The 24931-nt window shown below is 64.0% G+C and carries 24 protein-coding genes and 1 riboswitch; of the genes, 11 read left to right on the top strand and 13 right to left on the bottom strand.

The features are described 5' to 3' along the window. Positions 1-14: 14 nt before the first annotated feature. The 3 genes from M2343_RS05440 to M2343_RS05430 are packed head-to-tail and all read right to left on the bottom strand — an operon-like array spanning position 15 to position 3554. On the bottom strand, positions 15-716 hold the full coding sequence (locus M2343_RS05440) for a TadE/TadG family type IV pilus assembly protein (RefSeq protein WP_264575889.1): 702 nt from the start codon (positions 714-716) through the stop codon (positions 15-17). Then, positions 713-1375 (bottom strand): TadE/TadG family type IV pilus assembly protein, encoded by a 663-nt coding sequence (locus tag M2343_RS05435; protein ID WP_264575888.1) that lies wholly within the window; start codon positions 1373-1375, stop codon positions 713-715. Before M2343_RS05435 ends, M2343_RS05440 begins: the two co-directional genes overlap by 4 nt. A gap of 1 nt (position 1376) precedes the next feature. Beyond that, entirely contained in the window at positions 1377-3554 is a 2178-nt protein-coding gene (locus M2343_RS05430) for a pilus assembly protein TadG-related protein (protein WP_264603868.1), read from the bottom strand. A gap of 244 nt (positions 3555-3798) precedes the next feature. Here M2343_RS05430 and M2343_RS05425 point away from each other — a divergent pair, with 244 nt between their 5' ends. Then, positions 3799-4344 carry a hypothetical protein gene (locus tag M2343_RS05425; protein WP_264575886.1) on the top strand — a complete coding sequence of 182 codons (546 nt, stop codon included), beginning with the start codon at positions 3799-3801 and terminating at the stop codon, positions 4342-4344. Positions 4345-4365: 21 nt separating this feature from the next. Continuing rightward, positions 4366-4848 carry a hypothetical protein gene (locus M2343_RS05420; protein WP_264575885.1) on the top strand — a complete coding sequence of 161 codons (483 nt, stop codon included), beginning with the start codon at positions 4366-4368 and terminating at the stop codon, positions 4846-4848. Between the two features lie 39 nt (positions 4849-4887). On the opposite strand, the gene M2343_RS05415 is transcribed toward M2343_RS05420, so the two are convergent. Next, entirely contained in the window at positions 4888-6237 is a 1350-nt protein-coding gene (locus tag M2343_RS05415; protein WP_264575884.1) for a neutral/alkaline non-lysosomal ceramidase N-terminal domain-containing protein, read from the bottom strand. Positions 6238-6368: 131 nt separating this feature from the next. Then, positions 6369-7997 (bottom strand): GMC family oxidoreductase, encoded by a 1629-nt coding sequence (locus tag M2343_RS05410; RefSeq protein WP_264575883.1) that lies wholly within the window; start codon positions 7995-7997, stop codon positions 6369-6371. 63 nt (positions 7998-8060) lie between these two features. Between M2343_RS05410 and M2343_RS05405 the strand changes: the two genes are divergently transcribed. The 8 genes from M2343_RS05405 (at position 8061) to M2343_RS05370 (ending at position 18389) form a co-directional block, all read left to right on the top strand. Further along, on the top strand, positions 8061-9491 hold the full coding sequence (locus M2343_RS05405) for an aldehyde dehydrogenase family protein (RefSeq protein ID WP_264575882.1): 1431 nt from the start codon (positions 8061-8063) through the stop codon (positions 9489-9491). Positions 9492-9504: 13 nt separating this feature from the next. Beyond that, on the top strand, positions 9505-10179 hold the full coding sequence (gene ligK, locus M2343_RS05400; RefSeq protein ID WP_319799423.1) for a 4-carboxy-4-hydroxy-2-oxoadipate aldolase/oxaloacetate decarboxylase: 675 nt from the start codon (positions 9505-9507) through the stop codon (positions 10177-10179). Positions 10180-10265: 86 nt separating this feature from the next. After that, the gene (locus M2343_RS05395; RefSeq protein WP_264575880.1) at positions 10266-10532 is read left to right on the top strand and encodes a DUF2171 domain-containing protein; all 267 of its coding nucleotides are present in this window, start codon (positions 10266-10268) and stop codon (positions 10530-10532) included. Position 10533: 1 nt separating this feature from the next. After that, the gene (egtB, locus tag M2343_RS05390; protein ID WP_264575879.1) at positions 10534-11808 is read left to right on the top strand and encodes an ergothioneine biosynthesis protein EgtB; all 1275 of its coding nucleotides are present in this window, start codon (positions 10534-10536) and stop codon (positions 11806-11808) included. Between the two features lie 2 nt (positions 11809-11810). After that, entirely contained in the window at positions 11811-12800 is a 990-nt protein-coding gene (egtD, locus tag M2343_RS05385) for an L-histidine N(alpha)-methyltransferase (protein WP_264575878.1), read from the top strand. Between the two features lie 259 nt (positions 12801-13059). After that, complete coding sequence (locus tag M2343_RS05380; RefSeq protein WP_264575877.1) at positions 13060-15999, top strand: TonB-dependent receptor domain-containing protein; 2940 nt, start codon at positions 13060-13062, stop codon at positions 15997-15999. A 72-nt stretch (positions 16000-16071) separates the two neighbouring features. Beyond that, on the top strand, positions 16072-17748 hold the full coding sequence (locus M2343_RS05375; RefSeq protein WP_264575876.1) for a CocE/NonD family hydrolase: 1677 nt from the start codon (positions 16072-16074) through the stop codon (positions 17746-17748). Positions 17749-17969: 221 nt separating this feature from the next. Continuing rightward, a complete protein-coding gene (locus tag M2343_RS05370) occupies positions 17970-18389 on the top strand; it encodes a MerC domain-containing protein (protein ID WP_264575875.1) in 420 nt (139 codons plus the stop codon). 6 nt (positions 18390-18395) lie between these two features. Here the strand turns inward: M2343_RS05370 and M2343_RS05365 are convergent, their stop codons facing one another. From M2343_RS05365 to M2343_RS05355, 3 genes are all read right to left on the bottom strand, one after another. Further along, positions 18396-19319, bottom strand: coding sequence for a homoserine O-succinyltransferase (locus M2343_RS05365; protein WP_264577500.1), 924 nt, complete (start codon positions 19317-19319; stop codon positions 18396-18398). Between the two features lie 36 nt (positions 19320-19355). Further along, positions 19356-19460, bottom strand: a riboswitch (SAM-I-IV-variant riboswitch). Between the two features lie 43 nt (positions 19461-19503). Beyond that, the gene (locus M2343_RS05360; RefSeq protein WP_264575874.1) at positions 19504-19878 is read right to left on the bottom strand and encodes a nuclear transport factor 2 family protein; all 375 of its coding nucleotides are present in this window, start codon (positions 19876-19878) and stop codon (positions 19504-19506) included. A 12-nt stretch (positions 19879-19890) separates the two neighbouring features. Continuing rightward, positions 19891-20484, bottom strand: a complete 594-nt coding sequence (locus M2343_RS05355; protein WP_181559558.1) for a LysE family translocator — start codon at positions 20482-20484, stop codon at positions 19891-19893. An 86-nt stretch (positions 20485-20570) separates the two neighbouring features. Between M2343_RS05355 and M2343_RS05350 the strand changes: the two genes are divergently transcribed. Next, on the top strand, positions 20571-21959 hold the full coding sequence (locus M2343_RS05350; RefSeq protein WP_264575873.1) for a PLP-dependent aminotransferase family protein: 1389 nt from the start codon (positions 20571-20573) through the stop codon (positions 21957-21959). 13 nt (positions 21960-21972) lie between these two features. Here M2343_RS05350 and M2343_RS05345 read toward each other — a convergent pair whose 3' ends face one another. The 5 genes from M2343_RS05345 to M2343_RS05325 all read right to left on the bottom strand — a co-directional run bounded on the left by M2343_RS05345 (position 21973) and on the right by M2343_RS05325 (position 24875). After that, a complete protein-coding gene (locus M2343_RS05345) occupies positions 21973-22521 on the bottom strand; it encodes an AAA family ATPase (protein ID WP_264575872.1) in 549 nt (182 codons plus the stop codon). 9 nt (positions 22522-22530) lie between these two features. Beyond that, positions 22531-23232 carry a 2OG-Fe dioxygenase family protein gene (locus M2343_RS05340; RefSeq protein WP_264575871.1) on the bottom strand — a complete coding sequence of 234 codons (702 nt, stop codon included), beginning with the start codon at positions 23230-23232 and terminating at the stop codon, positions 22531-22533. A 154-nt stretch (positions 23233-23386) separates the two neighbouring features. Next, complete coding sequence (locus M2343_RS05335) at positions 23387-23869, bottom strand: DUF421 domain-containing protein (RefSeq protein ID WP_264575870.1); 483 nt, start codon at positions 23867-23869, stop codon at positions 23387-23389. Continuing rightward, complete coding sequence (locus M2343_RS05330; protein WP_264575869.1) at positions 23869-24381, bottom strand: hypothetical protein; 513 nt, start codon at positions 24379-24381, stop codon at positions 23869-23871. Before M2343_RS05330 ends, M2343_RS05335 begins: the two co-directional genes overlap by 1 nt. An 8-nt stretch (positions 24382-24389) precedes the next feature. Next, positions 24390-24875 (bottom strand): CinA family protein, encoded by a 486-nt coding sequence (locus tag M2343_RS05325; protein WP_264603867.1) that lies wholly within the window; start codon positions 24873-24875, stop codon positions 24390-24392. Between the last annotated feature and the right edge of the window lie 56 nt (positions 24876-24931).

The raw sequence follows: 24931 nt of genomic DNA, 5'->3' as shown, positions 1-24931 counted from the left end.
CCCGCGCCGTCGCCTTAGCTGCTGCAGGTCGAGGCCGCAACATTCTCGTTATTGGCGACGCCCGTTCCGCCATTGCCGTCGTAGTCGCGGTCGTCGCGCACGGTCATGGCGGCGGTATCGACGATGACGGTCGTCGGCACGATGCTCGCCGAAATGAGCGGCGTATAGTCATAGGCTACTTCTACGAAGATGACCGAGCCGCCATCAGGCGCCGTCACCTGCTTGCCGGTTTCACCCATCGCCGGCAGATCGGTGTCGCCCTGCACGCCATGGGTCGAGGTCCAGTTCTTGGCGCCGAAGCAGCGCTGCCAGTGGATGCGGAATTTTTTTGGTTCGGGATTGGGATTGGCGACCGGTTCCAGGCTTGAAATGATGATCCGCCCATTGGTGGCGAGATCCAGCGAGCCGGACTGCATGTTGGCGCCGATCAGTAGATCGTTGATCTGCGATTCGCTGATTAGTGGTGGCGCGTTTAGCTGATTGGTGCCGATGCGCGAGGCATTGTCGGCGACATGCAGCGCGATCTGGCTCACCCGCATCCGCGTAATCGCAAAATTGGTAAGCTCGGCGCCGGCCAGGAATAAGCCGAGAATAAGCGGGGCCGTGAGCGCGAACTCGACGGCGGCGACTCCTCTGTGAGCGCGGATCAAACGCGCGAGGAAGCCATGGGGCGCTCCCTTGCGCCGGGGACGAAGGCGAGCCGTCGTACCGTTCATAAGCAATTCCGCACGGTGGGCTCGCCATCACTGCCCTGGTCGCCATAAGGCTGGTTGGAAAGCACAGTCCTGGCCACGACATGTGTGATCCCATGCCCGCCGATCAGTCTGTCGATCGGAAAAAGGCGCGGATAGGACACCGTTACGGTAAACACGACATTGTCACGCGCGCCCGCGGCGTTGATGGCATTGCCACCGTCGGCATCCCAAACGCCGTTGTTATTGTTATCCACAAACGGCTCGCCGCCGTCACAAACGCCATTCTTGTTGGGGCCGCTGGCACTGTCCGTAAAGGGCTCGGCCTGGGCAGCGGAGGCTTGCGAGAAGCTGCGATAAAAGCGCCGCTGGACCGAAACCTCCGCGTCATTGTGCAACTGCTTGATCTGGCTTTCCACGACGGCGTCGATGGCATCGCGCGAGGTCGCGTTGGTGCCCGCGGATGTCTCCAGCGTGCCGTCCCGCGCGGCCTTCTGCACGGCGCCCTGCACCACGCTCTGCATGTAGAGCGTGTGGCCAACATCCAGCGCGCCCAGCAACATGATGAGGAAGCCCGGCAGAATGAGCGCGAACTCGATGATCGTCACGCCGTCCTGCGCCTGCGAGAACTGACGCAGGACAGGCAGGGCGTGTGCGCCGAAGATATGAGGCGCGCGCCTCATCTCAGTGGGTCAACCTTAAATCGGCGATTTCCGAGGCGATCTGCTTGAAATTGCTGATCAACGTGGGCGTATCGTCCGCCTTGAAGTATTTTTTAGGCGTGGCACAGCTTTCCAGCCGCGTTTCCGTGGTTTTATCGACACCGCCCCCGTAGGAGACGACCCACAGGGTGATATTGCGGTTACGGATGGCGGTGCAGAGGGCGACGAGTCGGCTATTGACGATGTTATTGAGCTGCGTGCTGTTCGGAGAATAGGTAGTTTGGCGCCGTTCATACCAAGGAATCCCATAGGCCGTATAATTCGTGTTGTCGGTCATCGTGGCACCGTCGGTCATGAAGATGATGTGCCGCTGGATGGCGCCGCCGGTGGGCGTCTCCTTGTTTTCGTCGGCGAAGATCCCAGTAGGGGAGATGAAGCGGGCGCCCCATATCAACCCAATGTCGTGATATGTGTTACCGATCGCGGCCAGCGAGTTGACGTAGGTCTCGAATCCGGACGGCGTATACCAAGTCTGGAGTTTCTTGGCTTCGGTCGTGCAATAATAGCTGTTATTGCGATCGAGATTTTCGAACGTTGGCACGTCCGCCATCGTTCGCGTGGAGGTGCCGGTGTACCGCCCCCATACTGCGTCGCGCAGCATCGGGCCCCAGTGCGAACCCGTCGTTGCATCGGGCACGAGATCGATATTCATGTCCAACGCATCACTGGGGATCGGGCTCCATTCGTCGGTTGGATTGCCGTCACTGTTCGGGACAGTCTTCCGCTCTTCGATGCACCCGTCCCACACCACATCCATGTCGACTCTCTTGGAGACGGTGATCGTCTCGTTCGAGCCGGAGAGCTTTGCCTGCACATCCGAGTTGCCAACAGGTAGCGACAAACTGTTATTCCACGTCCAGCCGCCAGCCTTCAGGGCCGCCGTGCTAAACTGGAGTTTTTTATAGGTCCAGCTGGCGCGGTCCCGCGCTGTCCATGTGATCGGACGAGTCGAGGTTTGACTGCGCGTTAATGTATAGGTGCGAGTGCTACTCTGCTGCAGGCGGCAACTATTGTTCGTCCACGTATATTTATATCCTCTGACCGTGTGAACGTCGTTCTCCGAGTAGGTGATTGTCTGTTGTGGGTCGGAGTAAACGGGGGGCGATTCGTTCGTTGCCGCCTGCACATTTCCACTGTCAGTGTAAGTCAGAACGCCACCATTATTGTTCAATTGAGGACACGTCGTAGAGTTCTTGTTAGATACCGTCTTGTTGTAGCTAGTATTGTTTATTGTCACGGAGCCACTCCCGGAGATGTTTTGCCATCCCGTGTAGCTGCTTGAGTTGTTTAGACCGCTCGGTGGATTCGACCAAGCGCTCCAGTTCGAGAAAGTCTCAGAACCGGCCTCCCAGGTGTAGACTCTATTATTGACGCCAACGCGGGACTGGTAATCCCACGTATCGGCAATCCAGTCGTTATGAAGCAACTTGCCTACGTTTACGTTTACCGAATAGGGCATAAATCCTATTCTGACTTGGGCAGTACCAGTATAACTAGTGGCGGTCGGGTCGTTTCCGCATACTTCCGCAGTATTCACCCGTAGCAACGCTTCATAGAAGCACTTGACCGCGCTTTTAAGACCGTAAAGCTTTGCGTTGCTCGCCGGAACGTTATTGTTATTACCGTTGGGGCAGGAGCCGGCGCCGGTAGCGCAATTCATCGATCCCGTCACGTCCAGCACGAACATCACGTCGGTATTCGGAATTTCCATCTTGGCGGTGCAGGTGACGTGCATGGTCCGCTCCGTGATTCCGAAGATGCGCATGATGGTCATGGGCACGGAGACGTCCGCGAAGCCGCTGACCTCGCCGTCATCCACCGAAAAATCATTGTTCAGCAGGGTCGCGCCATAAGCACCATCCGTGAAATTGGCGTTGAACAATTCGAGCGCGCGTCCTCGCGTGCTGGTGGGGCCTTCCGTTGTCCAACTTCCCCCGCCCATCGCGCGCCGGCCGGCCAGTACGCCGGCGTCACAAGCCTGTTGCAGTCGCGTCTTTGTGAGGTAGAGACGGCTCATGTCCACGCCGCCGCCAATCAGCCCCGCCAGCGGAATGAGCGCCGCTGCCGAAATGGCGATGACGTTGCCGCGCACGTCGCGGCCAAGCCTGGTCATGAAGCTTGCGCCTGCCCGGTCGCGCATTCCTGTCCTCACTGCCCTTAAAGCCACCCATCCGGCGAACGATTGCACCGCCACCGGCCCGATCCTCGCCTTATCCAGAAGTGGTGGACAAATGCCTAATTCGGTTGGTTGATCGTTGGTGAATGCGCCGCCTACCGCGCTCGGTGCCGATCACGAGCCCGCCCCGTTGCAGCGCCTGTTGCTCGCGCACACGCTTGCTGGGGAGCGCTCATGGCATGCGTTGTGCTGGCAATTGGATGCCCGGTTGGCCGAGCTGATCCGTCGGCGGGCCGATCCGACCATCGCCGCCATTCGCCTTGCCTGGTGGGATGCCGTGTTGGTGGAACGGGATGATGCCAAGGGGCGCGGCGAGCCTCTGGTCGATGCCTGGCGCCAGCAAGCGGACGCCGGCGCCAGCGCGGCGGCAGAACGGCTGATCGACGGATGGCGCGTGCTTGCCTCGCCCGATCCGCTCAGCGACGAGGATTTGCGGGACTATGCGCTGGCTCGTGGCGGGGGGCTGTTTGCCCTGCTGGCTGGAGGAGAGAGCGAGGCGTCCGATCGGCTCGGCGCGCTCTGGGCCTTGTGGGATCTGGCCGGTCACGCCAGCGAGGATGCGCTTGCGCGGCGGAGTCTCGCGATTGCCTCGGATTTTCTGCCTCGGGATGCGCGATCGCCTCGTAGCCTGCCGCGCCCCCTGCGTCTGCTCGCCGCTGTCGCCATGCCGGACGTCCGCGCCGCGCGGCTGCCATCGCGCGGCTTCACGCCCCGCCAGTACAGCCGCTTGCTGATCGCCGCCCTGCGCGGTTAATCTCCCTGCGGGGGGCCTGCGATGGGGCGATTCTTTGCCGGTGTACTTTCCGCGCTGCTGTTCGTCGCGGCGGGGCTGTTCTGGTGGCAATCCGCCGTGGATGTGGACATGCAGCCGCGCGTCGCCAATGGTGGCCTGCGCGCAAAAGCGCTGCCCTTGCCCGGGCCAGGCGATCCCAATGCACGCGGGGCGCCGCCGCCCGACGTCCCGGAAGCCACAGAGCGCACCCGCGAGCAGAAGCGCTTCGACCGCTATGATCGCAATCGCGATGGCGTGGTGACGCGCCTGGAGATGATGGCAAGCCGAACGAGCGCGTTCCGCAAGCTGGATAAGGACGGCAACAACCTCCTCTCGTTCGAGGAGTGGGCCGTGGCGACATCGACCCGCTTTGCGGGCGCCGATGCAAACCGCGATGGCCGTCTGGTCCCGGTCGAATTCGCGACGACTGCACCCCGGCCCAGCACGACGCGCGCGGGGCCGGTCTGCAAGTGCGAAGAGGATTGAGCGAGCGGGGGCGCGAAGGGGGCCGTAGCCCCCTTGGCCTTACTTTGCGGCGTCGGTCTGCTCGACCAGATCGAGCAAGCCATTGACGATGCCGCTTTCCGCGCAACCGGGCTTCAGGCGCGAGGAAATCACCTCAAAGGTATATTGGCCATAAGCCGCATCGTTCGGAATATAGCCCGATGGGCCAAAGCCGTTCGTCAGCGTCGCCATCATCGTGCGGCGCGAGGGCGCCTGCGCCTTGAAGCTGGTCGCGATGGGATTGAACACCTCGCCATTCACGCCGCCGATGAAAACATCGCCGATCTTCAGCATGCTGAGGTGAATGGGGATGTCTGCCGCGTCGACATAGGTGCCGGCATAGCCTGCGCGGCCCTTGTCGATGCGCTCGCGACCGGGGCACACCAACGTCTTGCTGGCGCCGGCGATGCCGTTCACCTTCTCGGGCCGTTCGAGGCGCAGGCGGATGATCTGCAGCACTTCCTCACCCAGCATCTGGCCCATGGACTGGGCCATCTGCTTTTGCTGCTCCATCAGCTTGGCGACCTGCGGGTTCTTGCGGTCCATGCCGACACCGCCGGGCGGCATGGCATTGCTGATGTCTTCGCCGCGCTTGGCATAATCGGCGATGCGGATGGCGCGCAGATCGTAGGTCTGTTGGAAGAAAATGGGGTTCTGGTCACCCGCAGCACCCTCGGACCATACGGCCACCACATCATCGCCCATCGCATTTTCGATGTAGCGGGAGGCAGCGCCGGGCAGATCGCCGCTCACCAGATCGAGATTGCCGGTCAGCACGGCATGGACCGCATAGTTATAGTATACGGCGACCGGCTTGCCGGCCGCATTCTCAAAGCGCAGCACAGCCACGGTCTTGTCGGACGGGCCATCGACATTGGGGCCTTCCCACCAACGGCGGTTGTCCGGGTCGATGATGTTGCGGTTCACGTTGATGTAGGACTTGCCTTCGCCGAAGGCGACCTTGCCCGGCTGCATCTTGCCGACCGCTTCGCGCACCGCCTGGACGATCTGGTCCTCCAGCTTGGGGTGCGGACCCCAGGGCACGCTGTGCGTATGGGTCGCGGTGAGCATGACGCGCTCCGGCGCGATGCCGAGATCGCTGCTCAGGCGAGCGGTGACGCCGCTCCACAGGTCCGTCGGGATTGCACCCACATCCACCGTCACGAGCGCAGCGCGCTCGCCATTGCTCTCCAGCGCGATCGCGCGCACGTAGATGGGGTCGAGAACGCCGGTATAGGGTTCTTTCAGACTCTTGGCGGCCGGGGTCCAGTCGACCTTGGCGGCGCCGACTTTCAGTTCTGCCTGAGCGGGCGCAGTGAGCGCCGTGCCCATGGCCAGCATGGCGGCGCCGGCGATTAAAAATCTCTTCATTTCAAAGCCTCCTCATCCTCGTGCGGCTGCGGCGAGTCTCGCATCCAGCGGGTCGATGGGTGGGAGGGGTAGCGAAGCGAGGCGGGCAGGGCCAGTAAAAATGCAATCGATTGCCGTGAGAACCTCCTCCCTCAGCAGGACTGCGGCGGGGCGATGCCCAGGATCAGGTCAGCAGCCTTTTCCGCGATCATGATCACCGGCGCATTGGTATTGCCGCCCACGATGCGGGGCATGACAGAGGCGTCGGCCACGCGCAGGCCTTCGATGCCCCGGATCCGCAAGCTCGGGTCGACCACCGCCTGCTCATCGGTGCCCATGGCGCAAGTCGAGGAGGCATGATGGGCGAGCACGCTGCTGCGGCGGTTGTACGCGTCGATCTCCGCATCGCTCCGCACGCCACTGCCCGGCATGATCTCGCCTCCGGCCAGGTCGCGCAGCGGCGCGGCGGCAAAGAACTCCCGCAACATGCGCACCGCCCGGCGCATCGTCAGCAGATCGCGTTCGTCCTCATACATGTTGATCCGGATCTCGGGCGCGTCCGCCGGGTTGCGGGAGCGCAGGCGCACGCTGCCCCGGCTTTCGGGCCTCAGCAGCACGGCGAACGCGCTCATGGCATGACCGGCGCCCTTGCGGATGCCGGGGAACCAGACGCGGGCATCGAGCCGGGTGGGGTAGATATTGGCCTTGATATCCGGCCGCGCCAGTCCGGGCTTGGTCGGCATGAAGCCAAAGGCGGTGACCGGCAATTGCGTCGCCCGGTTCCCCAGGCCGAGGAAAAAGCGTCCCACGTTCAACAGCAGCCGGTCGAAGCGCAAATTGCTCTCGAAGCCGATGGGCTCGGTCAGCGTGTAGCCAATTCCGGTGAGGGGATGCTCCTGAAGATTGCGGCCAACCCCGGGCAAATCGGTCACGACATCGATACCGAGCGCGCGCAAGTCGTCCGCCGGGCCGAGCCCTGAGAGCATCAGCAATTGTGGCGAGTTGTAGGTGCCCGCGCACAATATAACCTCGCGCCGCGCGCGCAGCAAAGTCGGGCGGCCTTTGTCCATGATCTCGACGCCCACCGCGCGCCCGGCCTCGATGACAATCCGGGTGACCGTGCAGCCGGTCCGAATGGCAAGATTGGGGCGGTGCGCAACGGGATGCAGGAACTGCCGCGCGCTGCTGGCGCGGCGGCCCTTGTCTACCGTCACTTCGGGCGGTGCGAAGCCGTGACCGCTATTGGGTCCATGCTGATCGTCGAGGATGGGATGGCCAAGAGCGCGCGCGGTCTGCATCACCGCATCATGCAAAGGCCCAGTCGTCTCGACCGGGCTGACCGTCAGCGGCCCCTCGACGCCATGATCCGCGCTGTCGCCGCGCCAGCTCCGTTCGGAGCGCCGGAAATAGGGGAGCACCTCGTCCCAACTCCAGCCGGTGGCGCCGAGTGCCGACCATTCATCATAGTCTGCTGGATGGCCGCGCGCGTAGACCATGCCGTTGATCGAGGAGGTGCCACCCAACACCTTGCCGCGCGGCAGCCACAGGCGCCGGCCATCCAGCCCCGGCTCGGGCTCGCTCCAATAGGGCCAGGTCAGGAACGGCATGAATTGCAGCTTCATGAAAGCGAAGGGCATGCGGATCAGCGGGTGGCGATCGCGCCCGCCCGCCTCCAGCAGTAAGACCTGGTTTTCCGGCGCGGCCGACAGGCGGTTGGCGAGGACGCATCCCGCCGAGCCCGCGCCGATGACGATATAATCTGCGCTTTCCGATTGCGGCACCGGCGCCTCTCTGAAATAGTATATTCTCGTGCTATACAATTCTCGCGCCAGGGTGTCACGACTTTGAATGCTCCGCTGTATCAGGATCGTCTCTTCATCGGCGGCGCATGGGTCGAGCCGCATGGCCGGGACATCGTCGAGGTCCGGTCTCCCGCAGATGGAACGCTGCTCGGGCGCGCGGTCCTCGGCGATGCGGTCGACGCAGATCGAGCCGTCGCAGCAGCCCGGCAAGCGTTCGCCTCATGGTCGCAGAGCAGCATCGCGGAAAGGCTGGACGTGCTCGCCCGGATGCGCGGCGCCTTCGAGGTGCTGGCACCCGCGCTCGAGGATCACCTCATGCGGGAGATCGGCCTGACGCGCATGGTCGCGCAGGGGCAGAGCATGATGTGCCGAGCGCATTTCGACAGCATGGCCGAGATCCTCGCGCGATATCCGTTCGCCCAGATGATGCCCGGCGGCTTCGAGATCGTGCGGGAGCCGATGGGCGTGGTGGTGGCGATCACCAGCTGGAATGCGCCGGTCAATCAGATGCTGTGCAAGGCCGTGCCGGCGATTGCTGCGGGGTGCACGGTGATCGTCAAGCCGAGCGAACATGCGCCATTGTGCGGCGGGCTGCTCGCGGAGGCGATGGCACAGGCGGACCTGCCGCCCGGCCTGTTCAATCTCGTCAATGGTCGCGGCGCGGATTGCGGGCAGCGCCTCGCTGCGCATCCCGATGTAGACATGATCTCGATCACCGGATCGGTGGCGGGCGGCGCGGCGGTCGCGGCGGCGGCGGCACCGACGATCAAGCGGGTACATCAGGAACTGGGCGGGAAGGGCGCCAACATCCTCCTGCCAGATGCCGATGTCGCGGCGGTCGTCCCGCGCAGCGTGGCGGCATGCATGATGGTGGCAGGGCAAGTCTGCGCCGCGCCGACCCGGCTGATCGTCCCGGCCTACCGGTTCGAGGAGGTTGCCGCGCTTGCCGTGGCGGCAGGGGAGGGCCTTGTTGTGGGGCCGCCCGATGATCCCGCAACAAGCTTCGGCCCGCTGATGAACGCGGCGCAGTTCGATCGGGTGCAGGGCCTGATCCGGCAGGCGATCGATGAAAGCCAGCCGCTATTGACCGGCGGTCTCGGACGACCCGACCATCTTCCGACCGGCTATTACGCCAGACCGACGATCTTCGGTCCGGTCGCGCCGGATGCCGCCATCGCCACGCAGGAAATCTTCGGCCCGGTCCTGTGCATCCTCACCTATCGCAATGTTGACGAGGCCATCGAAATCGCCAATGCCACCGACTTCGGCCTCGCCGCCTATGTGCAGTCGGCCGATCCCGCATCGGCGCGGGCCGTCGCTGCCCGCGTGCGGGCAGGCTATGTGTCGATCAACTTTCCGCCATGGACGGCGGCGGCGCCGTTCGGAGGATACAGAAGGTCCGGCAATGGCCGGCAATATGGTGTCTGGGGACTGGAAGAGTTTCTGGAGACAAAGACAATTATCGCAAGCTGAGAGGGCAGGAGCAATCATGGGTGTGGTCGTACAGAATATCGAGCGTGCTGATCCTGAGGTGATTGACGGTTTGGCGGCGTGCGGTGTTGCGACGGTTCATGAGGCGCAGGGACGCACGGGTTTGCTGGCGAGCTATATGCGGCCGATCTATGCCGGCGCGCGGATCGCGGGCAGTGCGGTGACGATCAGCGCGCCTCCGGGCGACAACTGGATGGTGCATGTCGCCATCGAGCAGTTGAAGGCCGGCGACGTGCTGCTGCTGGCCCCGACCAGCCCGTGCGAGGATGGCTATTTCGGCGATCTGCTGGCGACCTCGGCGCAAGCCCGCGGCTGTCGCGGCCTGATCATCGATGCCGGCGTGCGTGACGTGCGCGACCTCACCGAGATGACCTTCCCGGTCTGGTCCAAGGCGATCTACGCGCAGGGCACGGTCAAGAACACCCTGGGCAGCGTGAACATCCCGGTGGTCTGCGCCAATGCGCTGGTCAATCCGGGCGATGTGATCGTCGCTGATGATGACGGCGTGTGCGTCGTCCCCCGCGCCAACGCCGCCAAGGTGCTGGAAGCATCGCGGGCACGGGAGGCGAACGAGGCTGGCAAGCGCACGCGCCTTGCAGCCGGAGAGTTCAGCCTCGACGTGTTCGATCTGCGCCAGCGGATCATGGACGCCGGGTTGCGCTACGTCTGAGCCAAAGATTCGCTCGGATCGCCCTGCATCCAATATCGGCCTTGCGCGTTAGGCTATCGGGTTCCCGATCAAGCGTGGAGGCAATTGTGGCCGATCTCAGCAACGTCAAAGAGCATATGTCCATCATCGGCGCGGATGGCGTGCATATCGGCACGGTCGACCATGTCGAGGGTGACCGCATCAAGATGATGCGCGCGGACAGCGGTTCGCATGGCAAGCACCACCATTATCTTTCGGGCGGGCTCGTCGCAGAGGTGGAGGGCGACAAGGTGCGCTTGTCGGCAACCGGAGCAGCGGCCTTGCTGTTCGAAGAGGAGCAGGACGGGAAGCCGATCGCGGACATGAATCCCTGAGATGGCCAGCCGCGCGCAGGTCGCCGAGGCATGTTCTGCAGACCTGGCTGACCACTTTCAATCCGTCCGCTCGCTTTCTGTCGATCTGGCGGCGCCCCTGAGCGATGCCGACGCGACGGTGCAGTCGATGCCCGACGCCTCGCCGGCCAAGTGGCACCTCGCCCATACGACCTGGTTTTTCGAAACCTTCCTGCTGCGCGACCATGTGCCGGGCTATGTCGCGCATGACGAGCGCTGGGCCTATCTCTTCAACAGCTATTACGAAGCGGAGGGGCCGCGACATCCGCGCCCGCATCGAGGCCTGCTCACGCGCCCGACGCTCGCGGAGGTCCGCGATTATCGTGCGCGGGTCGATGAGGCGGTCCTGAACGCGATGCCTCTGCTCGCGGAGGCGTGCCCGGACTTGCTCACCCTCGGCCTCCATCATGAGCAGCAGCATCAGGAACTGATGCTGACCGATCTCAAGCATCTGTTTTCGTGCAACCCGCTCGATGTCGCCCTGTGGCCCGCACAACCGCGAGGACATAGCGAGACCCCGGCCGCGCGTTGGATCGAGCGGCCGAGCGGCCTTGTCGAGGTCGGTCATGCAGATGGCGCTGGCACCTTCGCCTTCGACAATGAGCAGCCGCGTCATCCCCATTATCTCGCGCCCCATGCGCTCGCCAACCGGCCGGTCAGCAATGGCGAGTGGCGGGCGTTCATCGAGGATGGCGGCTATCGCACGGCATCCCTGTGGCTGTCCGACGGATGGGATTGGTGCAATCGTGAGGGGATCGGCCATCCGCTTTACTGGCGGGAGTCGGATGGCGCCTGGGAGCAGTTCAGTCTTTCGGGCTGGCAGGCCGTGGATGACGCCGATCCGGTCACGCATATCAGCTTCTACGAGGCTGATGCCTTTGCGAGCTGGTCCGGCGCGCGCCTGCCCACCGAGCAGGAACTGGAAGCGGCGGCGCAGGTTGCCGATCCTCACGCTGGTATCCAGCTTGACCGGCCGGGACCAGTCGCGCCGCGATGCCCGGAAGACGGGCCAGGCCTGCTCTCGCTGTTCGGCAATGTCTGGGAATGGACCGGTTCGGCCTATCGACCCTATCCCGGCTTTCGCACCGCAGAGGGCGCGGTCGGCGAGTATAATGGCAAGTTCATGAGCAGCCAGTTCGTTCTGAAGGGCGGGAGTTGCGCCACGCCGCGCGGCCATATGCGCGCCTCGTACCGGAATTTCTTTCACCCCCATCAGCGCTGGCAGTTCACCGGACTGCGGCTCGCAAAGGACTGCTGACCATGGCGACGATGCCCAAACTCGATCTGCTGGACAGCTGCGCACCGGATGAAGGCACCAGTGCATTTTGCGAGGACGTCCTGTCGGGGCTTTCGCAACGGCAAAAGGCCATCCCGGCGCGCTGGTTTTACGATCTTGTCGGCTCGGAACTGTTCGAGGATATCACGCGGCTGCCCGAATATTACCCGACCCGCACGGAAGTCGGCTTGCTCAAGGCCCATTGCGGCGATGTCGCAGACGTGATCGGTGAGGGGCGGGTCGTTGTGGAGTTCGGCTCCGGGAGTTCGCTCAAGACCCCGCATCTGCTGCGGCAGGTCAATCCTTCGGCTTATGTGCCCATCGATATTTCCGGGGAATTCCTCCTCCAGTCCAATGCCGGTCTCGCGCAATTGCTGCCGGATCTACCAATCTATCCGGTCGAAGCCGACTTCACCAAAGCCGTGGCGCTGCCCTCCGCGCTGCGGGGCAGTGCGATGCTCGGCTTCTTTCCCGGCTCCACCATCGGCAATCTCGCGCCCTTCGCCGCGACGGACCTCTTACGCTCGATGCGCGACACGCTCGGCCATGGCTCGTGGCTGCTCATCGGCATCGACCGGGTGAAGCCAATCGATCGCCTGATCGCCGCTTATGACGACGCGCAAGGCGTGACCGCTCAATTCAACCTCAATCTCCTGCACCGGATTAACCGGGAGCTGGGCGCGGACATTCCCGTGGACGATTTCCACCATGTCGCCCGTTGGAACCCCTCCGCGAGCCGGATCGAAATGCATCTTGAGGCGCATCGGGACGTCGCGTTCCAGGTCGAGGACCGCCTGTTCTTCATGCGCGATGGGGAAACCATCCATACTGAGAACAGCCACAAATATACTGAACAGTCCGCCCGCGCTCTGCTTTCGGCCGGTGGCTGGACCCCCCGGCAGGTTTGGACCGACGCCCGGGAGGACTTTCTCCTGATCCTCGCCGAGGCTGAGACTATTCCCCTCGCTCCCTGACCTCTCTGGGGGTTTTGGTGCTCAGAAACCCCCATCCGAGTGGACTTTTTCAACGCAAAGCGCCGGTTTTGTGACGGATATGTCACACCTCGCCAATGAGGCAGTTAACTCGCGCTAAAGGTGTTGAGGGATCAATTCTCCCTTGATAGTCCGTCATCGTTGTTTTTCCAGCATGTCGAACGGGGGCGGGCATTATCTTTGCGCGCGCGTCGTTCGGCAAAGCTTGTGCCTAGTGCCTGATCAGGAGAGGAGATTGTCCATGTCCCCATTCATTACCCGTTCGCGCGTTTTGAGGGCCGGTGCCGGTGCCAGCCTGAGCGCTCTCGCGCTCGGCATGGCTTTTGTCGCCACGCCCGCTTTCGCTCAGGACGCCGCGCAGCCGCAGGATGATGAGGCTGGTGAGGCGATCATCGTCACCGGCTCGCGCATCGCCCGCACCGGCTTCGATCAGCCCACGCCCGTCTCCGTCGTCGGCGGTGAGCAGATCGCGCGCCAAGCCGCCGTCAACGTAGCGCAGGTGCTGAACGAGCTGCCGTCCTTCCGTCCGCAGGCGACGCCGAGCACCAACGCGATCTTCGCCAACAACATCGGCGCCTCCACCGCCGACTTGCGCGGCCTCGGCGCCAACCGCACGCTCGTGCTCATCAATGGCCGCCGCGTGGTGGCCTCGACCGTGCAGGGCAGCTCCTTCGCCAATGCCGGCGCGGTTGACCTCAACATCATCCCGACCTCGCTGGTCGAGCGCGTCGACGTGGTGACCGGGGGTGCCTCGGCCGCTTACGGCTCGGACGCCGTCGCGGGCGTCGTCAACGTCATTCTCGACACCAACCTGACCGGCCTAAAGGGCTCGGCGCAGTACGGCATCAACGATGCGGGTGACGGCAAGGAATATCAGTTCGCGCTGGCCGGCGGCATGGGCTTTGCCGGTGGTCGCGGCCACATCATCGCGGGCGTCGAGTATTCCGATAATAAGGGCACCGATGGCTGCTATTCGCGCGACTGGTGCTCGCTGGCTTACAACACGGTTGCCAACCCGCTTGTCAACCCCGCCAATCGGAGCCTCGGCCGCGTCGGCGCGGGGCTGCCCGCCACGCTGATCCTGCCGAACACGCGCACGGCGACGGCGTCCTACAATGGTCTCATCGTCTCCGGGCCGGCTGCGAACGCGGCAGCCTTCAATGCGTCGGGTCTGCGCGGCATGGAATTCCGGCCGGACGGCACCCTCGTGCCGCATGATTATGGCACCTATTACGGCGTGCCGATCTTCCAGAGCGGTGGTGGCGATGCGCGTCAGGCTTTCTACGAAAACTTCCCGATCGCCGCGCCCGTCGAGCGCCTCAACGGCTTCACCCATCTGAAGTTCGAAGTGGCTGACGGGGTCGAGTTGTTCGCGGAGGGCTCCTACAGCCGCGTCAATGGCTCCACCGTCGGGGCGCAGCGTCGCGACCTGGGTTCGCTGGTGATCCGCGCCGACAACGCCTTCCTGCCGGATTCGGTCGCAGCCACCATGGCGAGCGTCGGCCTGCCGTCCTTCAACATGGGTCGCGTGTGGAACGACCTCGGGCCGCAGCGTTCGACCGTGAAGCGCGACACCTACCGCGCGGTCGTGGGTATCAATGCTGAAATGTGGGGCGACTGGAAATTCGATGCTTATTACCAGTTCGGCCGCACCGACTACTGGCAGCGCGGCTACAACACCTCGATCACGCCGCGCCTGCAGTTTGCCATCGACGCCGTCGATCAGGGCGAATTCAACGGCGGTCCTGCCAACGGCAACATCGTGTGCCGCGCAACCCTGCAGGGCAACCCGGCGGCTGCTGGCTGCGTTCCGCTGAACCCGTTCGGTGAGAACAACTTCTCGGCCGCCGCCAAGGCGTGGACGCATGGCACGGTGGAGCAGGACACGCGGATCACCCAGAACGTCGTCGCCGCATCGATGAACGGCACGCTGTTCCAGGGCTGGGCCGGTCCGATCAAGGCCGCAACCGGTGTCGAGCTGCGTCAGGATATCGCGCGCGGCAATGCCGATGCGATCTCGCGGGCGCTGCAGTTCTACACGGGCCCGGGCGCGCCGATCGACGGCAAGGTCGATGTGTTCGAGGCCTTCGGCGAACTCGACGTTCCCGTCGCGCCCGGCGTCTATCTGAACGGCGCTCTGCGTTACACGGACTACTCGACTAGCGGCGACGTCATGACCTGGAAGGTCGGTGTCGAGGCTTCGCCGCTGGACTGGCTGCGTGTGCGCGCGACGCGCTCGCGTGACATTCGTGCGCCCAACCTCTTCGAGCTGTTCGGGCCGCTGCAAACCAGCTTCCAGAACGTTCGCCCGAGCGAAGGCGGTCAGGTGCTCACCTCCGTGCTGCTCGGCGGCGATTCCACGCTGGTGCCGGAAGAAGCCGATACCTTCACGGTCGGCGTCGTCCTGCAGCCCGATCTGGGCAGTGCCGGTCGCCTGCGCTTCTCGATCGATTACTTCGACATCAAGCTTGATAAGGCTGTGTCGCAGCTAGGTGCGCAGGTCATCGTCGATGGTTGCGAGCGCGATGGCATCCAGGAGTATTGCAGCCTTATTACCCGCGGTCCGGTCGCTCCGGGGCGTCGTTTCGGTGATATCCAGTCGATCGTGAACACGAACGTGAACCTGGGTAGCTTGATCACGCGCGGTTGGGACATCGAGGCCGCTTACACGCTGCCGGTCAACCTGTTCGGGGGCAGCATCTCGCTGCGCGGCATGGCGACGATAATCGACGATCTGATCACCAACTCGGCCAGCGGTACGGTCGATCGTGCCGGCATGAACGGCTCGCCGGTTTCGCAGCCGTCCGGCATGCCGCGCTACATCATCAACGGCTATGTGACGTTCAATGCGGAGCCTGCCACGCTGCAGGTGCAGGTCCGTCACATCTCCAGCGGCACCTACAACAACTCGCTGATCGGGCCTGGCCAATATGGCTATGACCCGAACCTCGATAACAGCGTCAACGACAACTACATCGCGCCCTGGACCTATGTGAACCTGAACGGCAGCGTCGCGGTCTGGAACCGTGGCGACCAGAAGATGGAGATCTTCGGCGCGATCAACAATCTGTTCGACAAGGATCCGCCGGTGGACGCGCCGTCCAGCTTCGGTCCGACCAACAATGTGCTGTATGACGTGGTTGGCCGTTCCTACCGCATCGGTGCCCGGTTCAAGTTCTGATCCGTTAATGATGTGCCCGGCGGTCCAACCGATCGCCGGGCATTTTTTAATTTCCAGACGAGAGGATAGTCGATGAGCGATACGGCCGGCTTCACGCTGATCATGCAGGACAGCATTGATCCCACGACAGCACCGGGCAAGCCGCCGCTGCCGCCGATTGCCCATGAGCAGTGGGAAGAGGACGGCCTCCTCATCGATCGCAATATCCAGGTGACGCTGCGCGACGGCGTTCACATCTATGTCGATCTCTATCGTCCCGCCGATGCCGCCGATGGCCCGCTGCCCGTGCTGCTGGCCTGGAGCCCTTATGGTAAGCACGGCCTGTCCGATAAGCTCTTCCCGCCCCATTCGGGCGTGGAGGCCGGTTGGATGTCCCGCTTCACCGCCTTCGAGGCGCCCGATCCGGCCTTTTGGTGTGCGCATGGCTATGCCGTGTGCAACGCGGACTCGCGCGGCATGTGGCAGTCCGAAGGGGAGGTGCGCCACAACGGCCTTGGCGAGGGCGAGGATTGCTACGATCTCATCGAATGGCTCGGCGTGCAGGATTGGAGCAACGGCAAGGTCGGCATGACCGGCGTCTCCTATCTCGCGGCCATCCAGTATCTCGTCGGCCAGCTCAAGCCGCCGCATTTGGCCGCCATCAATCCGTGGGAAGGCTTCTCGGACTGGTATCGCGAATTCGCCTATCATGGCGGCATTCGCGAGACGGGCTTCCTGCCGCGCGGCAGCAGCAATCTGCGCTTTGGCCATCAGCGCTACGAGGATACCAACGCCAATGTGCAGGCGCATCCGTTGTACGATGCCTATTGGGCGAGCAAGGAAGTCGACCTGTCGGCCATCGACATTCCGGCGCTGGTCGTCGGCAGTTGGGCGGATCAGGCACTGCATACCCGCGGCACCTTCGAGGCCTTCCGCCAGTTCTCCTCGCCGGACAAATGGCTGATTGGCCATGGCCGCAAGAAATGGGCACATTATTATATGCCCGAGAGCAAGGAGCTGGCCCGCGTCTTCTTCGATCGCTATCTCAAGGGCGTCGAGAGCGGCCTTGCCGACTGGCCCAAGGTGCTGCTCGAAGTCCGCGAAAGCGCGCAGACATGGACCATGCGCGGCGAGCAGGAATGGCCGCTGGCACGCACGGTCTACACGCCGCTCTATCTCGATGCCGCGACCGGCACGATGCAGTGCGAGCCCGTGGGCAATGCAGCCAGCGCCTCCTATGACCCGCTCGATGAAGCCGGCGACGCCCGCTTCGATATCCGCTTCGACAAGGATACCGAGCTGACCGGCTACATGAAGCTGCGCCTGTGGGTGGAAACGCAGGGCGCGGACGACATGGACCTGTTCGTCGCGCTGCAGAAGCTGGATGCCGATGGCAATGCGGTGGGCATGACCTTCTACGCCTTCTTCGAAAATGGTCCGGTAGCACTGGGTTGGCTGCGCGCCAGCCATCGCGCGTTGGATGAAGCACGCTCGACGCCGTTCCAGCCGGTCCACAGCCATCTGGTCGAGGAACCGCTGGAGCCGGGCGTTCCGGTGCCGGTCGATATCGAGATCTGGCCGTCCTCCACGCTGTTCCGCGCTGGCGAGCAATTGCGCGTCGTCGTGAAGGGCATGGATATCTATCGCGAGGGCCTGCCGATGCTGCCCTTCGCGCGCCACGAAGAACTGCGCAACGCCGGCACGCATATCATCCACACCGGTGGTCAGTATGACAGCCACCTGCTGGTGCCGGTCATCCCCAAGGCGTGAATGCGAACGCCCGCGACGTGGAGTTTTCCATGTTGCGGGCGCGCTCGCGCACCTAAATGCTAGCGGAACTGAGAGGGTAGGCGGCTGCGCGTTGTTCAGGCTGCCGCGCCCTGATTGGCGGCGCGTAGCGTTTGAATAGCGGGCTGCTTCAGAGGTAGCGTTCCGACCAATTAAATGCTCCATGCCTTGAAAGACATGATATACCATATCATAATGGTGGCATGGAATTGAATCATGTAACCGCCGCATCTCCCCTCACGCAAACCCGGAGCAGAAACGACTGGCTGGACGGCTTTGCCGTCTGCGCCTCCGTCGCCTGCATGATCCACTGTCTGGGACTGCCGCTGCTGCTGGCAGCCCTCCCGGCCTTCGCCGATCAGATCGATCCGGGCGAGAGCTTCCACGCGATCGTCCTCGCGCTCGCGGTGCCGACCAGCGCCTTCGCGCTGGTGAGCGGTTGGCGCAGGCACCGGGCGCCCGTGCCCTTGGCGATCGGCGCGGTCGGCCTGGCGCTGATGGCGGTCGGCATCCTGTTCGCCAGCCGGGAGATTCTGGAAACGGCGATCACGGTCTCGGGCAGCCTGCTGCTCGCGGGGGCGCACATCGCCAACTGGAGGCTACGGCGTGCGCGGAACCGGTGATGTCCTTCACGACACCGGCAGTGGCTCCCGCCCGACATGCGCAAGGTCGAACCCGGTGGTTTGATAGGCCTCGTTGATCCAGTTGGCGAACAGCAGATGGGCGTGGCTCCGCCAGCTGTTCAGCGGCGGACGCGTTGGGTCATTCTGCGGGAAATAGTCGACAGGCCAACAGTTCCCGCCATCGCGGGCATATTCGCGCGCGAGCGTCTCCGTATCATATTCCAGATGATTGAACATGTGCAGCATGTGCCGGGCCTCGTCATAAACCAGACCCGCGCCTGTTCCGGCCGCATCGGCAAGGATCTGCAGATGCGGCGCCGTCTCCACTTCCATCTGCGGCACCTCGGTCCATCGCGACACCGGCACGTCGAACACGTCGGACATGCCCCGCAGATATGGCGAGGTCGGCAGGCGATTGCGATGCGGGAAGATCCCGAACGCCTTCTGCTCCAAGGTGCGCTTGCGCAGGCCATGGAAGTGATAAAGCGCCGCCTGCGCCGCCCAGCAGATCGTCAGGCTGCGGTGAACATGCGTCTGCGTCCAGTCGAAGATGTCGGTCAGTTCCGGCCAGTAGCGCACATCCTCATAATCGAGCCGCTCCACCGGCGCCCCGGTGATGATGAAGCCATCGAACCGCTCATGGCGTACCGCGCTCCACGGGCGATAAAAGGCGGCCATATGATCGGCGGAGGTATTGCGGGTGGCGTGATCCGTAATCCGCACCAGCGTCAGCTCGATCTGGAGCGGCGTGGCGCCGAGCAGCCGGGCAATCTGCGTCTCGGTGCTGATCTTGTCCGGCATCAGGTTCAGCAGGCCGATCCGCAATGGCCGGATGTCCTGCCGCGTGGCGGTGCCTTCGTCCATGACGAGGACGCCTTCCGCTTCCAGGGTACGGCGGGCGGGGAGGTGGTCTGGTATCTTGATCGGCACGGTGCGTCGGTCCTTGTCCGGGTCGACGCTGAGTGGCTTGATCCGCATAATTGCCGTTCGGCCACATCCTCCTTGCGGAGTGCCACCTTGCCCGGATTGGCAGGTTGGCGTTGGGCGTCGCCCCAACTCTTGATGTAACGATTCTGCTAGACGCTCGCGCAGGCTTTGGCAACCGCGCCTGCTATCAGTCTGTGAGATCGATGCCGAAAAAGGCCTCGCCTTCCACCTGCTTGCTATCGACGAACCGCATCGTCTCCAGCGCGCGCCGGGATCTGCCGTTCCGCTGCGCGAGATAATGCACGTCCAGCACCTGTGCCTCGATGTCGCACACCGCCGCGATCAGGGTGAAGTGCATGTCCGTGGTGACCGCAAGCGCATCGGACCAATAAGCGCGCAACGCGGCCTTGCCCTCGATAATGGGCGAACCGGTAACCTCCCTAGCCAAGGGACTGATGAAGTGCGCGTCCTCGGCGAAGTGCGAAAGCACCGCCTCCAGATCGCGCGCGTTCCAGTTGGCGATCCACCGGGCCGCAAAGCGCATCATCTCGTCGCGTGTCACGCGTCCAGCTCCCTAGATCAGAAACAGCAAAGCGGTGAGCGCCGTCATGATGGCCATGGTACGCACGAAAAGTGTCATGGCCTTGCGACTCTCGAGCAATTCGCGCGCGCCGGCGCCCATCGCCGCCCAGCCCGCGATGGAGGGCAGGCCGACCAGCGAGAACGCTGCGACGATCACCGCAAGCTGCAGACCCAGCGGACGATCCGGCACGGTAAAGGTGGCGATAGCCGGCACCGTGATGGCCCATGCCTTGGGATTGATGAACTGGAAGGCCGCCGCCTGCCAGAAGGTCATCGGATGCGCCCCTTCACGCCGGGCCATGCCTTCGGACTGCCAGAGTTTCACTGCAAGCCAGGCCAGATAGGCTGCGCCCACGATGCGCAGCACCCAGCGCAGGATCGGCCAGGCTTCGAAGATCGCGCCAAGGCCCAGCCCGCTCAAGGCCAGCATCGCCGCACAACCGAAGTTGATGCCGAAGATATGGGGCAGCGTCCGCCGGAATCCGAACACCAGCCCGGATGAGGCGAGCATGATGTTATTGGGGCCAGGCGTGGCCGTGCAGACGAAACTATAAAGCGCCAAAGGCGCGAGCAGGCTGGTATCCATGATGATCTCCTGCTTCCGGAAATGATCGCGATTGATCCATGTGTCAAATGTGATATTGCACCGGTTCAATCGAGCGAGGATGTTGAATGAAGGACTGGCGGCCGCAGGTGTCGGGCGAGGATGCACCGATGTACGAGCGTCTTGTCGCAGCGCTGGAGCGCGATGTGCGCGAGGGGCGGCTCGTCCCCGGTGATCGCCTTCCGCCGCAGCGCGACCTTGCCCATCGCTTGGCGCTGAGTGTCGGGACGGTCAGCCGCGCTTATGTCGAGGCGGAACGGCGGGGCTTTATCTCCAGCCATGTCGGGCGCGGTTCCTTCGTTGCGGACCGGGCGCGGCCGCAGTCGCCGGCCGAGGCGGGCGGGCCATTGGACATGGCGCGGAACATTCCGCCGCTCGCGCCTGCCGAGCGCTGGATCGGCGAAGGGTTGAGCCGTGTGCGACAGCGCGCGGATCTGGCGACAGCCGTCAATTATGGCCCGCCCGAGGGGCTTGAATCCATCCGGGAGGCCGGAGCCTCCTGGCTCCACCGTCGCCATGGCGTTCAGCGCGCCACGCGGGATCGCGTGATCCAGTGCAATGGCGGCCAACACGGCCTTGCGCTTGCCTTCTCGGCGCTGGCGCGGCCCGGCGATACGATCTTGTGCGAGGCGGCTACCTATCCCGGCATCCGGACGCTGGCCGATCATGCCGGCTATCGCCTGGGCGGTGTCGTCATGGATCAACGTGGGCTCGAACCCGCGGCACTGGCCCGCGCCGCCCGCGAGACCGGTGCGCGCGTGGTGGTGTTGATCCCGACCCTGCAGAACCCTACCACCATCACGCTCGATGCCGCGCGACGCGCAGAGATCATCGAGGTGGCGCGCGCGCAGGATCTGATGATCGTCGAGGACGATGCCTATCGCGTGTTCGCGGATCGCGACGCCCCGGAGAGTTTCGCCGATCTGGCGCCCGAGCGCACGCTGATGGTCGCGGCCGTGTCCAAGGCCGTCGCGCCGGGCCTTCGCCTCGGCTTTCTGCTGCCGCCGGAGGATGGCGGGATTCGCGACCGATTGCTGCTCGGCGTCCGCGCCTTTGGTTATACGCCGCCGTCGTTGGGCGGTCTGGTGTTCAGCCAGTGGGAGCAGGATGGCACGGCCGATCGCATCGCCGACGAACTGGTCGCCGAGACGGAGGTGCGGACGCAGCTTGCCCGCGACATTCTCGGCAAGGCCATGGCGGTGCCGGGCGCGGCGCGCAGCCTCCATGTGTGGATGCCGATGCCGATGCTCGATGCCGAGCGCCTGAGCGCCCGCGCCCTGCGCGCCGGCATCGCGCTCACCCCGCCCGATGCGCCGGCCGTCGATCCCTGTGCACCCTCGGGCGTGCGGCTGTGCCTCGGCGCGATCCCGTCACGGGATCGTCTGGAGCAGGCGCTTCACGAGGTGGTGGAGATGCTGACGCCGGCCGGCGACAGCGCCGCACGGGGGCTTGTGTGAGGGGCGATCGTCGTCAGGCTGACGCGTTGGCGCTGATCCTGCGCAGCACGAAATCCGCGCGCTTGTCCGGAGTCGTAAACGGTAGCGGCAGGAGATTATATCCAAGGTCGGAATAAACCCGGGCCATGACCTCATGGGTCGCCACGGCTTCCGACCAGTCCTGTTTGCGCTCGGCATCCTGCGCATAAATGTCCGCCCAGGGCGGGGCGATGAAGACGTCGTTATTGTAGCGATGCGCGCTGGCGGTCCGCTCCAGATCGTGCGGAACCGAAAGGCCGCACAGGGCGCGATAGCCGATGACATCCGGGATGCCCCGGTCGAAGAGGATCGGGCCGGATCGTCCCTTTGCGGCCTCATAGGACGTCACGTCAAACGCCAGCATCTTCTCCGCAAACGCCTCCCGGTCGGCCCAGGGCAGGGCGCTGCCGTCTGCGGCCATCTGTTGCCGGATGATCGCGCGCCCGGCCTCGGCCATGGTCGCGACGCCGTGCCGGGCCAGCGCATCGAGCAGCGTGGTCTTGCCCGATCCGGGGCCGCCGGTGACGATGAAAAAGCGATCCACGCCGGCCGCTCAGCGCCGCGCGGCGTTCGCGAAGGTCAGGACCAGCGTATCCCGCCAGGCCGGCAGATCCCCGGCTTCCGATTGGATCGGCGTGGTTCCGTGGCCCACCTTTCCATCATCGAGGAGCAGCGCTTCGCCGGCGTGCGCGAGCCGGTGTTCGAGCAGGCACGCGCCCGAAACAGTTTCGACGCGGGTCTTGCCGCCCGAATAATTGCTGCCGCCGACCAGCAGGATCAACACCCAATCGCGTCCATCCTGATGCATCCCCTCAGGCGTCGGAAGACCGGGGTGGCCGGGCAGGGCCTCAATGCGAAACTGATGGGCTTCGACCATCCATGCGTGCTCTTCGCAACCGCTGGCCTGCGAAATGCGCGCCGCAGTATTCCGCATCAGATCGCGCAATAACCCGCTCGCGGCCTGCCCGTCCGCCATGGGGGCAAACCAGCGTTCGACGCCGCCGTTCAAGGGATTGTGATCGCGATCCTGATAATGGGCGCGATGCGGCAGGCGCGCGCAGGCGTCGCCATCGATCTCAAAGGCAGCGTAGCGGCGGCGGCGATAGGTTCCGCCATCGGCCATCCACATGTCGCGGGGCAGGTCATCCCAACTCTGCGCGAACGAGCGCCATTCGGGCCGGGCAGGGAGCGCCAAGTCGCCGGGCTGCAGCAGCAGGGCTGTGGGACGAGTCAGGGTCTCGATGCGTGGCCTCATAGCGTGAGGCCAGCTGTACGGTGAATGTGCATGATTGAACCAATACATTAGTTCGTTTGGTCGGCGGACCTGCTGATACAATGACGCCGGCCTGTGGGCAACCCTGCCGCACTTGTTCAGCTGGAAAGACCGGCGGCGCGGTCAGCGGAGCCGGTCAAACGGCCTTGTCATCATCTTCCTGCTTGGCCGGCCCGCCATCCTTCTTCGCGATGAAGCTCATTTTGCCATTGGGTTCGAGGATGGCCCAGGCGACCTCGGATATGTTGGCGATACCCGCCAGCCGCATCTCGATTTCAACCTCGGCCCGGGTCACGCGATCGCGGCGCATATTGGGGGTAATCAGTTCCCCATCCTTGATCAGCACGCGCGGTACGCCTTCCAGCAACCGTTCGGCGCGTGGGGAAAGATAGGTGATCCAGCTCAGCGCCAGCGCCCAGAAGGCAATGGTGCCAATGGCGAGCGCGGCGCCGGTCATGCTGAGATCATTGTGGGTGATGCCCTGCTGGACGAGATCGCCCATCACCACCAGCAGCACCAGTTCGAACGGCGTGACCTGGCTGAGCTCGCGTTTGCCCAGCAGCCGGAGCAGCATGTACATGATGAAGAACATCACGCTGGCGCGCAGAATGATATCCATCAGGGCAAGACCTTGATGTGGACGGGCAGGGCAGCGAGTTCGCGCTCCCCGTCGAGGGCGGCGATCTTGCCGCGCGTACCGGCGAACAGCGGCGGGTTGATCTGCCCGTCGATCTTGAAGCGGAAGGTCTCGCCGGGTTTTGCCGCGCCGAAGGAGAACTGCCGAGAGCCGTCTTTATAGCGTTCCTCGCTTGCAGCCGGGATCATCGTGTTGATCGTCATCTCCCGCCACAGGTCATCCGATACGGCAATCACCAGCTCACCGACCGGCTTGCGCGGCGTCACCTCGACGATGGTCTCAAAAACCATGCCGTTGCGCAGCGTTTCCGGCGTCTGCACGGCGAAGATCAATCTGTCGTTCGAGCTTTTGCGCACGACAGGGGCCTGCCCCGCAAACAGGCCGGTCAGACCGGCGCCCAAGATCACCGTGAGCAGGACCAGCGGCCAGGGATTGGCCCGCCGGCTGTTGCTCTCATGCTCTTGCGTGATGCCATCGGGTGCCGGTGTCGCCATGGGCGGCCTCACGCGGCCCGCTGCGGATCGGCGGCCACCTCGGCGAGCGTCTCGCCCAGCATGACAAGCGCAACGCGCAGGCATTCGATCCTGGTCGCGCCGCGCCCGTTGTCGCCGAAGTGATGGACGCTGTGGCGCGTATCCGCCCCATGCGCGGCGCAGGCGAAATGGACCAGCCCCGGTTCGTCGTCGGAGGCACCGGGGCCGGCAAAGCCGGTGATCGCAATCGCCAGTCGCGCTTTGGATCGGCGCAAGGCCCCTTCAGCCATCGCGCGCGCGACGGGTTCGCTCACCGCGCCGCAATCCTCGACAAGCTTATGGCTGAGCCCGAGCAGATCGCATTTGGCATCCTTGCTGTAGACGACGAAGCCGCGGTCAAAGGCATTACTGGTCCCCTCGATATCGGTCAGCAGCGATGCGAGCAGGCCCCCGGTGCAACTTTCTGCGGTCGCGATTCCGGTCTCCGCTTGACTGGCGGTTTCGAGCACAGCCATGGCCGCCGCAATGATGTCATCGGGCAACGCCGGCGCAAGGGTCTCAGCGTCGGCAC

It is taken from the genome of Sphingobium sp. B8D3B, from assembly GCF_025961875.1.
In the GTDB taxonomy this organism is placed as follows: domain Bacteria; phylum Pseudomonadota; class Alphaproteobacteria; order Sphingomonadales; family Sphingomonadaceae; genus Sphingobium.
Note: the sequence above shows the minus strand (reverse complement) of the source record. Positions and strands in the feature narration are given on the sequence as shown.

Excerpts from the sequence above, each read along its gene's own strand:
- egtD (WP_264575878.1), top strand. The coding sequence starts at position 11,811 with ATGGCGACGATGCCCAAACTCGATCTGCTGGACAGCTGCGCACCGGAT.
- M2343_RS05340 (WP_264575871.1), bottom strand. The coding sequence starts at position 23,232 with ATGAGGCCACGCATCGAGACCCTGACTCGTCCCACAGCCCTGCTGCTG.
- M2343_RS05355 (WP_181559558.1), bottom strand. The coding sequence starts at position 20,484 with ATGGATACCAGCCTGCTCGCGCCTTTGGCGCTTTATAGTTTCGTCTGC.
- M2343_RS05325 (WP_264603867.1), bottom strand. The coding sequence starts at position 24,875 with ATGGCTGTGCTCGAAACCGCCAGTCAAGCGGAGACCGGAATCGCGACC.
- M2343_RS05330 (WP_264575869.1), bottom strand. The coding sequence starts at position 24,381 with ATGGCGACACCGGCACCCGATGGCATCACGCAAGAGCATGAGAGCAAC.
- M2343_RS05370 (WP_264575875.1), top strand. The coding sequence starts at position 17,970 with ATGGAATTGAATCATGTAACCGCCGCATCTCCCCTCACGCAAACCCGG.
- M2343_RS05435 (WP_264575888.1), bottom strand. The coding sequence starts at position 1,375 with ATGAGGCGCGCGCCTCATATCTTCGGCGCACACGCCCTGCCTGTCCTG.
- M2343_RS05350 (WP_264575873.1), top strand. The coding sequence starts at position 20,571 with ATGAAGGACTGGCGGCCGCAGGTGTCGGGCGAGGATGCACCGATGTAC.
- M2343_RS05420 (WP_264575885.1), top strand. The coding sequence starts at position 4,366 with ATGGGGCGATTCTTTGCCGGTGTACTTTCCGCGCTGCTGTTCGTCGCG.
- M2343_RS05380 (WP_264575877.1), top strand. The coding sequence starts at position 13,060 with ATGTCCCCATTCATTACCCGTTCGCGCGTTTTGAGGGCCGGTGCCGGT.
- egtB (WP_264575879.1), top strand. The coding sequence starts at position 10,534 with ATGGCCAGCCGCGCGCAGGTCGCCGAGGCATGTTCTGCAGACCTGGCT.
- M2343_RS05415 (WP_264575884.1), bottom strand. The coding sequence starts at position 6,237 with ATGAAGAGATTTTTAATCGCCGGCGCCGCCATGCTGGCCATGGGCACG.
- M2343_RS05430 (WP_264603868.1), bottom strand. The coding sequence starts at position 3,554 with ATGCGCGACCGGGCAGGCGCAAGCTTCATGACCAGGCTTGGCCGCGAC.
- M2343_RS05375 (WP_264575876.1), top strand. The coding sequence starts at position 16,072 with ATGAGCGATACGGCCGGCTTCACGCTGATCATGCAGGACAGCATTGAT.
- M2343_RS05440 (WP_264575889.1), bottom strand. The coding sequence starts at position 716 with ATGAACGGTACGACGGCTCGCCTTCGTCCCCGGCGCAAGGGAGCGCCC.
- M2343_RS05335 (WP_264575870.1), bottom strand. The coding sequence starts at position 23,869 with ATGGATATCATTCTGCGCGCCAGCGTGATGTTCTTCATCATGTACATG.